We start from the raw sequence: 15,462 nt of genomic DNA on the forward strand, positions 1-15,462 counted from the left end.
TCTATGAAAATTACAGACTTGTTAAAATTGGATACAATCATCATCAATCTGCAAAGCGTTACAAAGCAAGCAGTCATTGACGAACTATCAGGAAAGCTAGCCGAGGCAGACAGGTTAAACGATGTGGAGGGTTTTAAAGCTGCCATCTTAAAACGTGAAGAGCAAAGCACGACTGGGATTGGTGAAGGAATAGCCATACCACACGCAAAAACAAGTGCTGTAAAGGTACCTGCCATCTGCTTCGGCAAATCTGTCAGTGGTGTGGATTATGAATCGCTTGATGGGCAGCCAGCTCATTTGTTCTTTATGATTGCTGCAAGTGAAGGAGCGAATGCAGATCACTTGGAAACCCTTTCCCGGCTTTCTTCATTACTGATGGATGATAAATTCAGAGCCCGATTGATTTCTGCTACTTCTGGTGAGGAAGTGTTGGAGATAATCAATCAAAAAGAAATGGAAGCTTATGAAGAAGAAATGGAAGAGCAGCAATCAAGTAATGCTGCCAGTGGTAAAAATAAAGTAGGTAAAATCCTAGCCGTTACAGCTTGTCCAACAGGAATTGCCCATACTTATATGGCAGCCGATGCGTTAAAAGCTAAAGCTAAGGAAATGGGAATCGATTTCAAAGTCGAAACAAATGGCTCCACAGGAATCAAAAATGGTTTAAGCGCCGCAGAAATTGATGAGGCGGATGCAATTATCGTTGCAGCTGATAAGCAGGTGGAAATGAATCGTTTTAACGGGAAACATGTCATTATTGTCCCAGTGGCCCATGGAATCCGGAAGACCGAGGAGCTGTTAACCAGAGCCCTGAATCAGGACGCCCCTGTTTACAACGGAACAGGAAACGATAAAAGTGATAAAGGGGATTCAGCAAAAGGAGGATTGGGGATTTACAAGCACTTAATGAATGGCGTAAGTAATATGCTTCCATTTGTTGTCGGTGGCGGAATCTTGATTGCGCTTTCTTTCTTTTTTGGAATCGAGGCGGCCAATCCGGCAAATCCGGATTATAATCCCATTGCCAAAGCATTAAGTGATATTGGCGGGGGAAATGGTGCTTTCTTCTTACTTGTCCCTGTCCTGGCTGGGTTCATTGCTTCAAGTATTGCCGACCGTCCGGGTTTTGCTCCTGGTATGGTAGGGGGATTATTGGCAGCACAGGCTAATGCCGGTTTTCTTGGCGGACTGATCGCCGGTTTCCTTGCAGGTTATGTCGTCTTACTTTTAAGAAAATTGTTTTCCAGATTACCGCAAACACTCGATGGCATTAAACCAGTTTTACTCTATCCTGTATTCGGTATGTTAATTACAGGGTTTATCATGTTATTTCTCATAAATGAACCAGTAACCGCAATAAACATGGGCTTGACCAATTGGCTGCAAGGTTTATCTGGTACGAACGCAATATTCCTTGGCTTGATTCTTGGGGGGATGATGGCTGTAGATATGGGTGGCCCCCTAAACAAGGCTGCCTTCACATTTGGGCTAGCGGCCATTGAAGCTCAGAGTTTCGGACCGCATGCTGCTGTAATGGCTGGTGGAATGGTTCCTCCTCTAGGGATTGCCTTGGCCACTACATTCTTTAAAAGCAAGTTCACTGAAATGGAAAGAAAATCAGGATTCACTAATTATTTCATGGGTGCTTCGTTCATTACAGAAGGAGCGATTCCTTTTGCGGCAGCGGATCCATTGCGTGTTATCGTCAGCAGTGTTGTCGGTGCAGCAACAGCGGGAGCACTGTCAATGGCTTTTAACGTGACTCTCCCTGCACCACATGGTGGAATATTTGTCATCCCACTTGTCAATCACCCATTTTTCTATTTATTGGCCATTTTAATAGGATCCCTCATCACCGCCTTACTATTGGGGTTCTGGAAAAAGAAACGGATATAAAAAAACTGAAAGAAAGCGGATCCAAATACAGTGGGTCCGCTTTTCTTATATCCAATCCAAAACTTCAATCCGGTTGCAGAAAGGGTGATAAAAAAATGCTGTACGCTTCAGGAAATATTGCGTCACTTTCACTTTAAAGATATATGATTAATTATTAAATGTGGCTAGAAGCCTATAGCCTATCTGATTTTCAACTACAAGAGCTGGATGTGACTTTTCCGCGCGGCCCTCAATTGATCGATCCGGATTCAAGCCATACTCTCCCTTAAGACTGCAGATTACTTCATCATTCGGTCCACTTTATATGCAGGAGTGGCTAATTTGAAATGTTGACTTAAGATACCCCCTCATTCCTTATAAATCCAATATGATAACAAAATAATAATAAAAAGGTTTGTTAATCTTAATATCGACTGGTTTATTAAAGCATGAACCTTTATGTTTATGGGTAAAGGAATATAAAAACGAACAAAAAAAGGAGTGAACGTACATGCTGAAGAAAAATACCTTAAAAACGACGAAGAGGGATGATATGATTGATGTCACGACAGAAGTACAGGCGTTCATCAAGGAAAACGGGATTCAAGAGGGAGTAGCTCTTATATATTGTCCACATACGACAGCAGGGATCACGATTAATGAAAATGCTGATCCTGATGTCAAAAAGGATATGTTAAGAAGACTGGATGAGCAATACCCATGGAATCATACATTGGATTTACATATGGAAGGAAACACGGCAGCCCATTTGAAATCAAGTGCGGTTGGTTCTTCACAGCAGGTGATCATCCATAAAGGGAGCTTGATCCTTGGTACCTGGCAGGGTGTATATTTTTGTGAATTCGATGGTCCCAGAGAAAGGCAATATTTTATTAAATTATGTGTCGACAGGTAAAATGGAAAGTACGGCAAGGTTGAATTGGGAGGAAGCGGATTGGACGATGTTTGGATTGAAGGAAGTAAAGTAATATTAAGGAATGTTAAACAAGCCGATTTAAAACGATTATGGAGCCTGAAATATGGAGAAGCCGATCCAGAATGGAAAAAGTGGGATGCACCTTATCATCCTCTTGAACTCATTGATTTCCAAACGTATATCGATAAAGAAATGAAATATAGAACCTATGATGAGAAAATGGGGGCTTACTCTGAGCTATTAATGGAAAAGAACGATCAAATAATAGGATCTGTTGTATATTACTGGGAACATGAACCTTCACGTTGGCTTGAAATCGGAATTACGATATTTGAGCCCAAGTATTGGAATGGCGGTTATGGAACAGAAGCGTTAAGGTTATTCATAGGCTATTTATTCGAAAAAATGGAGATTGAGCGGGTGGGTCTGACGACATGGTCAGGTAATGAACGCATGATCACAGTAGGAGAAAAGGTAGGCATGCAAGTAGAGGGAAGGATGAGGAAATGCCGTTATCATGATGGTTATTATTATGATTCAGTCAGAATGGGAATGCTACGGGAAGAATGGGAATCATTAAAATTTCGAAGTTAATAGACCCCCGTGAAAATTTTTCCTTCATTTCCTTGGAAAAAATTTAGCACTGTTTTCTCCCATATGGTCTGTTATCCTTGGAAGATGCTTAACGAGGAGGTTACAGGATGAAATTATCAGTTATAATAACCGTGATAATGACTCTAAGTGTCATCATGCTTGGGATAGCTTTTCCTAAGGGAACGACCAGTAAAGCTTCGGATGGAGCAACCAAACATGTCATTAAACAAGGTGAATCGATATGGGATATTGCGAAGCAGTACGGTGTTCCTATCGGAAAGTTGAAAGAAGTCAATAATAATGTAAATAATGTTGCCGAGCCAGGTAAAACATTGATCATTCCACATGTAATGAATGAAAAAGATAAAGAATTATTAGCAAGGCTTGTGCATGCAGAAGCTAAAGGGGAGCCATACAGAGGTAAGGTCGAGGTGGCAGGAGTCGTTTTGAATCGCCTTGATAGCGATGAATTTCCTGATACGGTACGGGAAGTGATTTATCAAAAAAACCAATTCTCGCCTGTTGGTGACGGCAGTATAAATAAACCAGCAGGAGATGATGCGAAGAAAGCTGTCAATGAAGCATTGGCGATTCATGGCTATACAAATGATGCCTTGTATTTTTGGAATCCTAGTATTTCGGATAGCGAATGGATGAAACAATTAGAGGTAATAAAAATTATCGGCGGCCATCACTTTGCCATATAAACGACATCTCAAGAACCGGCTTTCCAAATGGGAGGCCGGTTTTTTAATTTTGAAACCTTCCGTTAAACGATATCAGCCCACATCTCGCGGGGATTCAATTCATAAATACTGTTTTCACGATACATGATACTCCCTATAATGAGTTCACGCCTTATTGTTGCATAATCATCATGGAAAGACTGGATGAATTCATTCAATTCTTTTTCTGAATATTTACGTCCCGTTTCCAAAAGGCTGGCTATATGATGAAGAACGATCATTTTCTTTTTTCTCTGTGCAGGTATGGTTTTTAGTCGACCATCTGGCATCAAAAAGTTTTCAAGGATCTTTTTGTGTTCTGTATTAAGCTTTTGATTATCCATTTTATTGGAATCCCCCTTAGTTGAAACGAGTTTAGGTAATGCTGACGAATAATGCTTCAGGACATCTTCATTCAAAAAATAATACACCGTATTTTTTTCCCTTCGATCCTTCACTAAATTAATGCCCTTCAATTTAGTTAAATGGTGCGAGATGGTCGGTGCCGTCAATTTTAATATTCCGGCAAGTGCTTGTCCGTGTTTTGGACCATTTGCCAGGATGGATATAATTCTAATCCTTGTAACATCACCAATCGTTTTATGGAATGCGACCAATTTTTCTAATTGCACTTTTACCCCTCCCTTTAATTAGATTATCATCTAATTAGATAATAATCTAATTAAAGGGTGATAATCAAGTTAATATTCACTTTTCTATATTGCTTGGAAGATCTGTTGTATACTTTGGTTGGATACTAAAAAATTAATTCGGAACTAAGGAGCTGTAACATGGCCAATACACATGTTTATACAAAAAAAGAAGAAGTGGTCAATGCGATAACCCACGGTGTCGGCGTTTTGTTAAGTATTGCAGCACTTGTGTTTTTAATCATATTCTCAGCCCAAACAGGATCGCCTTGGCATATAGTCATTTCAGTCATTTATGGTGTTTCCATGCTACTTTTATACGTCTCTTCCACATTAGTGCATAGTTTTCCTGAGGGCAAAACAAAGGATATATTCGAAATCTTTGATCATTCAGCCATATATATATTCATTGCAGGAACATACACGCCCATCATGCTTCTTGTGATTCAAGGGTCACTGGGCTGGACACTGCTGGGTATAATCTGGGGAGTTGCCATAGTTGGGGTCGTCTTTAAAGCTTTCTATGTGAAAAAATTCCTCTTCCTTTCGACGATTCTCTATATTGCAATGGGGTGGATGATCGTTATCGTTTGGGGACCACTTACAGCAACGATGCCAACAGCTGGTATCCAGTTACTGATTGCAGGTGGATTGCTTTATACGTTTGGAGCCATATTTTATGTTTGGCGCGGTTTTCCGTTTCATCACGCGGTTTGGCATGTATTCGTGCTTGGGGGATCTGTCACACACTTTTTTGCGGTATTGTTTTATATCCTTCCACTATGATCACTTGGCCGATTTGATGTATATGAGGAAATCTTGAGTTTTATTTAACCTCTATTAGGAAATAGATAAGGTATACAGACTATAGGAGGGAAAACTCATGAGAAGATCAATCAAAATATTATCAGTTCCGTTTGCCGCTATGCTTGTTTTGGCGGGATGCGGCGAAGAAAACGATGAGGTGAAAAACCCGCCGGTTCAGGAGAATGAAAATCAAGCTGAAAATAATCCTGAAACAGGAACGGATAATAATGAAAAACTGCCATTCACTTATAAGGATTTTCAATTGGAAGTAGATTACACAGGCAATGATAACGAATACGAAGCTGAATATGATACCATGGGTGCTCAAACAGAAGCTTCGATCGAGGACAAACTTAACAAACATGAAGTTTACGGTGATGAAGCAATGAAAGAATTGACCCCGATTCTGGAAAAATTGACATTCACCAAAGATTCATCAGAGGAGGAAGTCATTCAAGAAGTGACAAAAGCTTTTAATTTGAAGGATGACTATCAAGAATTTGATTTAGAGGTCGTTTTCGAAGATGGTACGAAAAAAGAATATAAAGTGAATAATAAGTAATTAAATCCGTTACTTTATTCTTCCTTAAGTAATAAAATGGCAGTAAGTTCATGTGTATCTTCAATAGTTGTCAAATGACGGTTACTATAGTAAAATGATTACGGTTAGCAAAGGGGATCATATACATTTGCTATTTATATTCGGACTTATGGGGATAGGACCGCAATAATTACTTGTAAAAAAGATTCTTTTTTAAGAGTCTTTTTTTTGTGCAAGTTTTCGGGAAGTTGAATATAAATGAAAGAGAGGGTACCACAAGCGGTACCCTCTCTTTCATTTACCCATCATTGGGAAAGTGGTGCATTTTTTTTTGGCAGCATATTAGCCGAGGCTAACCTTGAACGGATTGTGATGCCAAGCCATGATGCAAGGAATGCCTTTAAAACGCCTACGATTATAAATGGAGCAAAACCGCTGGCAAATGCCACTGGCCAAGATAATGAACTCATATATTTTAACCAAACCGTACCGATGACTAAAGTAATTATCATCCCGATTGTATTAGCAAGGAAAGCCATTGCAACTGTGAAACGGGTTTTTTCCAATATCAGCCCCGTTATATATACTGTCGGGATATAGGATAATAAATAACCGCCTGTCGGACCGAATATCTTAGCTAATCCTCCAGACATTTCAGCGAATACCGGCACTCCCGCTGCTCCTATGAACAAGTATAATAAAACGGAAGAAGTTCCATAACGTGAACCGAGTATCGTTGCTGCCAATCCGACGGCTAGAGTCTGTCCTGTAATCGGAACTAAGGGCAGTGGAATTGTAATTTGGGCAAGTATTCCTATAAGTGCTGCAAATAAAGCTGTAACCATCATCATTCTTAACTTCTCATGACGCTCCTTCATTGTGCTTCCTCCTAATGTAAACCTATTTATATGACGAGTTAACATATAAAGAATTTTAATATGTTAACTAAACACTGTCAATGAAATTATGTATTTTAATACATTAATGATTTATTAGACTACATTGTTTGTGAGTGAACACAAGGGTAAAATTCAAAACTTGGAAAATAAATGAAACTTTTTTAATGCATCATTCGTATGAATGGTAGGCGAAGAAAATGGAGGGGATTATAACAAAGACTATCAATGTTGGGAAAACGCTTATCCCAGGTCCTTAAAATAGTATGCGGCTTGGAAAAAATCGAATTTAAAGGATGAAAGAGATGGAGTTATTTGGGGTTCCATTAGAAACAGTCTATTTATATGGATTAATTATATTCGGGGGGCTAACTTTCTTATTTATCTTGTTTAATGATATATTTTCCGGACTTGAATTACCGGATATATTTAATCCTACACTCATTTTTAGCTTTTTGACCGTGTTTTTTGCGAGTGGGTTTTTACTTGAATCTCTTTCAGGACTTCATGCTGGATTGAGTGCCGGCATTTCCCTGATCATTTCATTTACCATCGTCACTTTACTGAATGTATTTGTTTTGATTCCCATCTCATCAGCGGAAGAAAGTTTGACATTTCATGATAATGATCTGAGAGGGAGGGTCGGCAGGGTTCTGACATCAATCCCGGTTGACGGGTTTGGGGAAGTCCTGATTGAAAGCATCAGTGGAAGCATCGCGAAAACTGCGGCCAGTTATAAAAATGAAGGAATTGTTTCGGATTCAAAGGTCTTGATCATCGAAGTTAAAAACGGGGTTGTCTATGTTATGCCCCATCAGGATTAAAAAAAGGGTAGGAGGTAGTTTATGTTTAATTTGATTTGGGTTGTCGTCGCCATTGTTGCATTTTTACTTATCGCACTTATTGCTGTCTTTATTACGAAATACCGCACGGCTGGTCCTGATGAAGCATTGATCGTGACCGGAAGCTACTTAGGAAGCAAAAATGTTCACATCGACGAATCAGGAAATAAAATTAAAATCGTCCGCGGAGGTGGTGCTTTCGTTCTCCCTGTGTTCCAGCAAGCGGAACCACTAAGCTTGTTGTCAAGCAAACTTGAGGTCTCAACTCCTGAAGTATATACGGAACAGGGAGTTCCAGTCATGGCTGATGGTGTATCGATCATCAAGATTGGCGGTTCAATCACCGATATTGCCACAGCAGCGGAGCAATTCCTTGGAAAATCCAAAGATGACCGTGAACAGGAAGCGCGGGAAGTCTTGGAGGGACATCTTCGTTCCATCCTTGGATCGATGACAGTCGAGGAAATTTATAAAAACCGCGAAAAGTTTTCACAGGAAGTACAGAGGGTAGCCTCGCAGGATTTAGCAAAAATGGGACTCATCATCGTATCATTTACAATAAAAGATGTTCGGGACAAAAATGGATATCTTGAATCCCTTGGTAAGCCAAGAATCGCTCAAGTGAAAAGGGATGCCGATATTGCTACCGCAGAAGCAGAGAAGGAAACGCGAATCAAGCGCGCCGAAGCATCGAAGGAAGCACAGCGAGCCGAACTTGAAAGGGCAACAGAAATTGCGGAAGCCGAAAAAATCAATAAGCTAAAGGTTGCGGAATTCCGTCGCGAGCAGGATATTGCCAAAGCACGAGCTGACCAAGCTTACGATCTGGAAACGGCCCGCTCCAAACAGGAAGTAACCGAGCAGGAAATGCAAATCAGGATCATTGAACGGCAAAAGCAAATCGAGCTGGAGGAAAAAGAAATCCTTCGCCGTGAAAAGCAATATGATTCCGAAGTGAAGAAAAAGGCGGATGCCGACCGTTATGCGGTAGAGCAGGCGGCTTCCGCAAATAAAATGAAACAGATAACGGAAGCGGATGCCGATAAGTATAAAATCGAAGCCATGGCAAAAGCCGAAGCGGAACGTGTTCGCATGGACGGTCTTGCTAAAGCGGACGCCCAAAGGGCACAAGGTACGACAGAAGCGGAAATTATCCGGTTAACAGGGGTAGCAGAGGCCGAAGCCAAGCAGAAGATTGCCGAAGCATTTGAACAGTTCGGTCAGGCAGCCGTCATGGATATGATCTTGAAAATGCTTCCGGAGTATGCCAAACAAGTGGCAAGTCCGCTTAGTAATATCGACAAAATCACTGTAGTGGATACAGGTGGAAGCGGTGCGAATGGCGGGGCCAATAAAGTGACTGGCTATGCAACGGATTTAATGGCCACATTGCAGGAGTCATTAAAGGCATCTTCGGGCATTGATGTCAAAGACTTGCTTGAGAATTTCTCTGGAAAGAGAAATTTACCATTCACCACCATCAGCCAGGAGAATGTCGAAGCGAGCATGAATATGGCAGCAGGCAAGGAAGAGTAACGATTAAGAAAATACATGGTAAATTATACTGATATTAAAGCTGAGGTCATTGGACTTACTTATAGAGAATAAACAACCAAGGAAAATTGGTTGTTTATTTTTTTGCTTTTTAAGCCTAAATTCGTTTTTAGTTTTGGCTATTATTAAATGTTTGAAACCGATATTTGGATGTACATAATACTTAAACTTAGTAACATATTTAAAGACAAGTCTTTTCTTTAAACCTACTTAGTCAACGTATTTAAATCAACATTTGCAGAGAAATCTCGTTTTATTTTTGCTAGGTAGGATGCTTTGTTTAATGCAAAATCATACATTTTATCGACAAAATAAGATTCATCATCGTAAATGACACTATCAGCAATATAATATTCACAATATGGGGGACATCTTGAAGGTGCACTCCTGGCAGCTGATCAGGCAGTTTTTGAAATCACTAATCTAAAAAAAACAGACCTTAATAAAGGTAACTTAACATTCTATTAAACAATTAACTATTTTGTTTTTTATCTTATTTTCAAAAATTCCATTACTAAAATGTAGGAGCTAATATGTGATGAAAATTATGAAAGCTATACAGATTCCGTCTAAAGGCGAATGAATTATCTGTATTAGAAGCAGCACCACTTATGTGTGCTGGTGAAACAACGTTTAGTGCATTAAGAAACAGCAAAGCTCGGCCTGGCGATCGTGTATGTCTCCAATAATCTATAATAAATATTTTTTAATTATTTGTTAAATTCTGAATTATTTGTTAAATTCTGAATTATTTGTTGAAATATATATTGGAAGGTGTTTTAATAAATGTAAGAATATAACTTATCGGATATGTGATGTCTGAAAGGATAGAGGGTGGGTGTGTAAATGTGGAGAAAATATTCACCAAGAAAGTATCGGAAACAGTCGAAGAAGAAATAGAGAAGATGATTGAGTCTGGCAAATTCCAGTCAGGTGAAAAGCTACCTTCCGTTAGGGAATTATGTGATTTATTCGGTGTTGGACGTTCCGCTGTCCGAGATGCAATCACAACACTTAAAGGAAAAGGTACTGTTTACGTGAAACAAGGGGAAGGTACATACATTTGCGAATTTGATTCCGCAAAATTGTTTACCAACCATATGTTAATCCCCAGCTGTGAAGACATAAAAGACTTATTTCAAGTCAGGAAAATATTGGAGACAGGTATTGCGGAAATGGCTGCTTCCAATCGGTCGGTACAAGATTTGGTACGTATGGAAGAAATCCTTTCAAACCTCTGTATCAATGGCTGGGAAGGGGACTACCACTTTCATATGGCGATTGCTAATGCGACAGGAAACAAAAGCCTGATCCAATTAGTGCAAACCATTTCAACCACCATGAAGAAGGCAATGATTGATTTTCACAGGTATATTCAAGAGAATGAGAACATCGTAAAAACGATGGATGAACAACATGATAAAATCTATGAATCAATAAAGATGGGGAACCCTATAAAAGCTAATCAGTCGATGATTAACCACTTACAATATGTTGAAGAAATTTTGCAAAACAATATTTTACAAAAGGTATGAAGTTTAAAATGTTTTTTTTGCAACAATATAGAAACGATGTTAGTTATTACGAAACAAAAAGGAGGCGTGGGTTTTGATTGTAGCGGATCTTCTATCAGATTTAAAGTCATTTTTACCTGATGTGCAAATAGTTGATGGGAAAAACCAAAGACATCCACTTGGGAATGGTGGTCAGGTATCTGTTTACCCGAAAACAGAGGGAGAAATAGCAAGTATTTTAAAGTATGCAAACGATAAAGGGAAAAAAATAACGGTGGTAGGAGGCGGAACCAAGAGAGGTTTTGGAGGATTGATTGAAACAGCTGATATCTTACTCTCATTATCGAAATATAAAGGAATTGTCAAACATACTGTAGGAGATATGACATTAACGGTTAAAGCAGGTACTTCATTTAAAGAATTGCAAGACTATTTGGCACAACATAATCAGAAGGTTTCGCTGGACCCTGCATGGCCTGAAGATGCGACAATTGGCGGAATCATTGCTTCAAATGAAAGCGGTCCCAAAAGATTGGGTTATGGTTCTTCCAGAGATGTGGTAATAGGACTTCGCTTGGTTTACCCGGATGGCAGTATCATAAGAGCTGGGGGAAATGTAGTAAAGAATGTTGCTGGGTACGATATGAACAAACTTTTTATAGGATCGATGGGTACACTTGGTATTTTATCTGAAGTGACTTTGAAGCTTAGACCAATACCAAAGTACGAAAGCCTTGGACTGTTAGTGTTTCCCAATGGAAATCTCGAAGAAGTTCGGTCACTAGCAGTTAAGTTGTTGGATTCAGTGATGGAACCAATCGCTTTGGAACTGCTAAATCCTGCTTTATCGGAAAGGTTAACGGGTCAAAACATTTATACCTTAGCAATTTCATTTGAAGATGTGGAGAGCTCTGTTCATTACCAGGAGGATTTTGTAAAGAACATCCAACCTTCTAACGCAAAAATGACAGTGCTTTCACAAAATCAGGCAGAAGCTTTTTGGGAAAAATTTTATTCGATTTCTCCAAATGGGGCAACACTTGCTAGTGGAAATCAGATAGAAGCGGCATTGAAAATAGGCGTTGTTAACCTAGATGTTTTGAAGGTCATTAAAGAAAGCCACATTTTACATCACTCTAGTACTCTTAGAGTAGAAGCACATGGTGGACTAGGTCATGGAATATGCCAGGTTAACCTAAAGGGAACTGAAGATGAAGAATTAACACAGGTAATATTAAAGCTCAGAAAATCCGTCGAAGCATTGGGTGGTTATGTGATTGCGAAGCATCTGCCTTTAACGCTCCGTCAGCAAATAGATGTATGGGGTGAAAAACCATCACATTTCTTCTTGTTAGAAGGAATTAAAACAAAGATCGATCCTAATAGAGTACTTAATAATAAAAGATTCGTGGGAGGGATTTAATAGTGAGTCTGCGAGAAGTTGATATAAAGCAAGATCCATCATGTACATCTAATAGCTTAAGCAATTATCTATGGAGTGATAAGCCTGATGAAAACAAATGGGCAGATTGCGTACATTGTGGTATGTGTTTGGAATCCTGCCCAACATATGAGCTAACAGGCCAGGAACAGCATTCTCCCCGTGGGCGTGTTCATCTTATCAAATCAGTAGCAGAAGGAAAGCTTGAGGTGAACGAGCAATTCATGGATCCTGTTTTTGCTTGTCTTGACTGTCGTGCATGTACCACTGCTTGTCCAGCGAATGTAGATGTCGGAGGATTAATTGAAGAGGCTCGCGGACAAATTCGACAGGCGATTCCATTGACAGGAGTGAAAGGAAAAGTAAGTAGATTAGTACTTGAAGGAATGTTCCCACATCAAAACAGACTGAATACAGTGGGGAGTTTATTAAAGTTCTATCAGAAGAGCGGATTGCAGAAAGTGGTTCGCAAAATAGGGTTAATGAATATTATGCCACAGCATTTAATTGAGATGGAAGCAATTATGCCTGAAATTAAAGAGCCTGTACGCAAAAAATACAAAAATGAAAAAGTGATCAAAGCATTAGGAAAAACTAAAGCAGAAGTGGCGTTTATGACAGGTTGCGTGATGGACGTTATGTTCAGTGATATTAATCAGTCCACGATTAATGTTTTAACACGAAACGGAAATGATGTGACAATTCCGCAAAACCAAACTTGCTGTGGAGCCTTACATGTTCATGCCGGTGACCGTGAAACTGGAAGAAAGCTGGCGAAACAGAATATCGAAGCGTTTAAGGATGCTGATAAAGTCATCGTTAACGCAGCAGGATGCGGCTGTATGCTTCAGGAATATGCTGAATTGTTTCGGGAAGAGCCTGAATGGCATGATAAAGCTGAAAAATTTTCCGCTAAGGTCGAGGACATCTCTAAATATATTCATGAAACAGGCTATGAAATACCAAAAGCTGAATTGAACACTCGTATCACATATCATGACGCATGCCATTTAGCACATGGTCAAGGAATTCGCCAGGAACCGAGAGACCTTCTTGTTAGTATTCCAGGAGTTGAAATGGTACATATGCCAAACGCTGATCGCTGCTGTGGAAGTGCAGGTATATATAACATCACTAATCCGGAAATGGCCGGTGCCGTGCTAGAAAGCAAAATGCAAAATGTGCCAGGCGATGTTGAGATGATTTCAATGGGTAACCCAGGATGTATGCTTCAGATGGCAATGGGGGTACAGAAATATGGTAGAAATCAAAAAGTCGTCCATACAATTCAGCTTCTGGATTGGGCTTATCAAAAAGAGGATGATCTAAAGGGGGGACAGTAAATGGCACCGAAAAAAATAAAATCGAATGATCGACATATAAAGAATTTAGAGGCTATTGTTGGCGACGCCAATTCAATTCTATTTCACAAAGAGGATCTGCTTGCCTATGATAGCGATGGATTTACGCTTCATAGACACTTACCTAAAGCGGTTGTGTTTCCAAAAGATACTCAGGAAGTAGCCAAACTAGTTAAATATTGTTCCGAAAATAAACTGCCGTTCCTAGCCCGTGGCGCTGGAACTGGATTAAGCGGCGGTGCTATACCTTTAAATGAAGAAGTCATTATCAGTCTGGTCAGGATGAAGAAGTTATTAAGCGTTGATCTCGAAAATAGGCGTGCTGTTGTACAGCCTGGTTTTATCAATCTTAAACTCACGAACTCTATCTCTGATAAAGGATATTACTATGCTCCGGATCCTTCTAGCCAATATTGTTGTACAATTGGCGGAAATGTCGCAGAGAATGCTGGAGGGGCTCACTGTCTTAAGTATGGAGTAACCACGAATCACATTCTAGGGCTGGAAGTAGTACTTCCTAACGGGGAAATTATAGAAATGGGTGAAAATGGAATTCTTGATTCTCCTGGATATGATTTGCTCGGTCTGTTGACAGGGTCTGAAGGAACATTAGGCATTGTAACGAAAATCACTGTTCGTATATTGAAAAATCCGGAAGCGAAACAAACTGTTCTTGCTTATTTTGATAAAGTGGAGGACGGGAGTCAGGCCGTATCTGATATAATTTCAGCAGGAATCGTACCGGCAGCCCTTGAAATGATGGATAAAACAGCGATTGAAGGAGTGGAGGCGGCTGCTTTTCCAGTAGGTCATCCAAGTGATATTGAGGCTGTCCTACTCATTGAAGTGGATGGAATCTCAGTGGGTATTGAAGAGCAAATTAATCACATTTTGGAAGTGTGTAAGTACAGAAATGTACTTGAAGTGAAGGTAGCACAGGATGAACTCGAAAGAGGTAGATGGTGGGCCAATCGTAAAACAGGATTTGGTGCCATGGGAGCCATTTCACCGGACTATTTAGTACAGGACGGTGTTATTCCACGAAGCAAATTGCCCGAGGTATTAAACAAAATCAATCGAATCAGCGAAGAATATGGTTTGCGAATCGCTAATATTTTCCACGCGGGTGATGGGAATTTACATCCACTTGTTCTTTTCGATGCCAGAATCCCTGGGGAAAGCGAAAAGGCCCTGGCAGCTGGTAGTGCCTGCTTAAAAGCATGTGCTGATGTTGGGGGGACGATTACAGGTGAACACGGAGTGGGGATTGAAAAAATAGAGGAAATGCGTTTCGTCTTTTCTGACGAAGAGATTATTGCACAAACAGATATTCGAGAAGTATTCAATCCTCATAACCTTTTAAATGCAGGGAAATTATTCCCGATGCCGGGACGCTGTGTTGAGATAAAAAGAGATTTAAAAGAAAAAGAAGCAGCTGCTATATCTTAAATATGTTTGTCTAGTAAGGCGCAGTCCATAAAACGGATGAAGCCAATTCATTTCGTGGCAAAGTCCTTTTGCTAAAGTTTAGAGATAAATATAAATTATTAGAATATTATGAAATATTCGAATCCGTATCAGGTATCGTGCCATCGTTTTTATACACAGATAAAGAAACATTGTTTTGTAATAACAAACAAACAGAGCAATTAGGATAATTACATCCTAGAGTGAACAAATTACTTTTTTCCAGAGAAGAATTATCTAAAATAAAATCTTGAATTA

General features: G+C 39.8%; 14 protein-coding genes. 12 read left to right on the plus strand and 2 right to left on the minus strand.

The window, feature by feature from the left end; translation table 11 throughout:
• Nucleotides 1–3 precede the first annotated feature (3 nt).
• The 4 genes from ACQKFG_RS08020 (at nucleotide 4) to ACQKFG_RS08035 (ending at nucleotide 4,113) form a co-directional block, all read left to right on the plus strand.
• A complete protein-coding gene (locus tag ACQKFG_RS08020) occupies nucleotides 4–1,896 on the plus strand; it encodes a PTS fructose transporter subunit IIABC (protein ID WP_427557661.1) in 1,893 nt (630 codons plus the stop codon).
• A gap of 490 nt (nucleotides 1,897–2,386) precedes the next feature.
• Nucleotides 2,387–2,791: a secondary thiamine-phosphate synthase enzyme YjbQ gene (locus tag ACQKFG_RS08025; RefSeq protein ID WP_192205119.1), complete on the plus strand. Its 405-nt coding sequence runs from the start codon at nucleotides 2,387–2,389 to the stop codon at nucleotides 2,789–2,791.
• Between the two features lie 39 nt (nucleotides 2,792–2,830).
• Nucleotides 2,831–3,406, plus strand: a complete 576-nt coding sequence (locus ACQKFG_RS08030; protein ID WP_427557664.1) for a GNAT family N-acetyltransferase — start codon at nucleotides 2,831–2,833, stop codon at nucleotides 3,404–3,406.
• Between the two features lie 107 nt (nucleotides 3,407–3,513).
• Nucleotides 3,514–4,113, plus strand: a complete 600-nt coding sequence (locus tag ACQKFG_RS08035; RefSeq protein ID WP_427557667.1) for a cell wall hydrolase — start codon at nucleotides 3,514–3,516, stop codon at nucleotides 4,111–4,113.
• Nucleotides 4,114–4,175: 62 nt separating this feature from the next.
• Here the strand turns inward: ACQKFG_RS08035 and ACQKFG_RS08040 are convergent, their stop codons facing one another.
• A complete protein-coding gene (locus ACQKFG_RS08040; RefSeq protein WP_427557670.1) occupies nucleotides 4,176–4,763 on the minus strand; it encodes a metalloregulator ArsR/SmtB family transcription factor in 588 nt (195 codons plus the stop codon).
• Between the two features lie 159 nt (nucleotides 4,764–4,922).
• Here ACQKFG_RS08040 and trhA point away from each other — a divergent pair, with 159 nt between their 5' ends.
• Both trhA and ACQKFG_RS08050 read left to right on the plus strand, forming a co-directional pair.
• Complete coding sequence (gene trhA / locus ACQKFG_RS08045) at nucleotides 4,923–5,567, plus strand: PAQR family membrane homeostasis protein TrhA (RefSeq protein ID WP_349728246.1); 645 nt, start codon at nucleotides 4,923–4,925, stop codon at nucleotides 5,565–5,567.
• Between the two features lie 97 nt (nucleotides 5,568–5,664).
• The gene (locus ACQKFG_RS08050; RefSeq protein WP_192205115.1) at nucleotides 5,665–6,150 is read left to right on the plus strand and encodes a YusW family protein; all 486 of its coding nucleotides are present in this window, start codon (nucleotides 5,665–5,667) and stop codon (nucleotides 6,148–6,150) included.
• Nucleotides 6,151–6,434: 284 nt separating this feature from the next.
• Here ACQKFG_RS08050 and ACQKFG_RS08055 read toward each other — a convergent pair whose 3' ends face one another.
• Nucleotides 6,435–7,007 carry a biotin transporter BioY gene (locus ACQKFG_RS08055; RefSeq protein ID WP_228467433.1) on the minus strand — a complete coding sequence of 191 codons (573 nt, stop codon included), beginning with the start codon at nucleotides 7,005–7,007 and terminating at the stop codon, nucleotides 6,435–6,437.
• Between the two features lie 323 nt (nucleotides 7,008–7,330).
• On the opposite strand from ACQKFG_RS08055, the gene ACQKFG_RS08060 reads away from it, so the two are divergent.
• The 6 genes from ACQKFG_RS08060 to ACQKFG_RS08085 all read left to right on the plus strand — a co-directional run bounded on the left by ACQKFG_RS08060 (nucleotide 7,331) and on the right by ACQKFG_RS08085 (nucleotide 15,186).
• Nucleotides 7,331–7,849, plus strand: coding sequence for an NfeD family protein (locus ACQKFG_RS08060; RefSeq protein WP_214787077.1), 519 nt, complete (start codon nucleotides 7,331–7,333; stop codon nucleotides 7,847–7,849).
• Nucleotides 7,850–7,870: 21 nt separating this feature from the next.
• Entirely contained in the window at nucleotides 7,871–9,403 is a 1,533-nt protein-coding gene (locus tag ACQKFG_RS08065) for an SPFH domain-containing protein (protein ID WP_427557676.1), read from the plus strand.
• 866 nt (nucleotides 9,404–10,269) lie between these two features.
• A complete protein-coding gene (locus tag ACQKFG_RS08070; RefSeq protein WP_427557679.1) occupies nucleotides 10,270–10,956 on the plus strand; it encodes a FadR/GntR family transcriptional regulator in 687 nt (228 codons plus the stop codon).
• A 73-nt stretch (nucleotides 10,957–11,029) separates the two neighbouring features.
• Complete coding sequence (locus ACQKFG_RS08075; protein WP_427557682.1) at nucleotides 11,030–12,358, plus strand: FAD-binding oxidoreductase; 1,329 nt, start codon at nucleotides 11,030–11,032, stop codon at nucleotides 12,356–12,358.
• Nucleotides 12,359–12,360: 2 nt separating this feature from the next.
• A complete protein-coding gene (locus ACQKFG_RS08080) occupies nucleotides 12,361–13,719 on the plus strand; it encodes a (Fe-S)-binding protein (RefSeq protein WP_048679958.1) in 1,359 nt (452 codons plus the stop codon).
• The gene (locus ACQKFG_RS08085) at nucleotides 13,720–15,186 is read left to right on the plus strand and encodes an FAD-linked oxidase C-terminal domain-containing protein (RefSeq protein WP_427557685.1); all 1,467 of its coding nucleotides are present in this window, start codon (nucleotides 13,720–13,722) and stop codon (nucleotides 15,184–15,186) included.
• The last annotated feature ends 276 nt before the right edge of the window (nucleotides 15,187–15,462 follow it).

The sequence above is a fragment of the Peribacillus sp. NPDC076916 genome (genome assembly GCF_050269675.1).
GTDB classification, from domain to species: Bacteria; Bacillota; Bacilli; order Bacillales; family DSM-1321; genus Peribacillus; species Peribacillus aracenensis.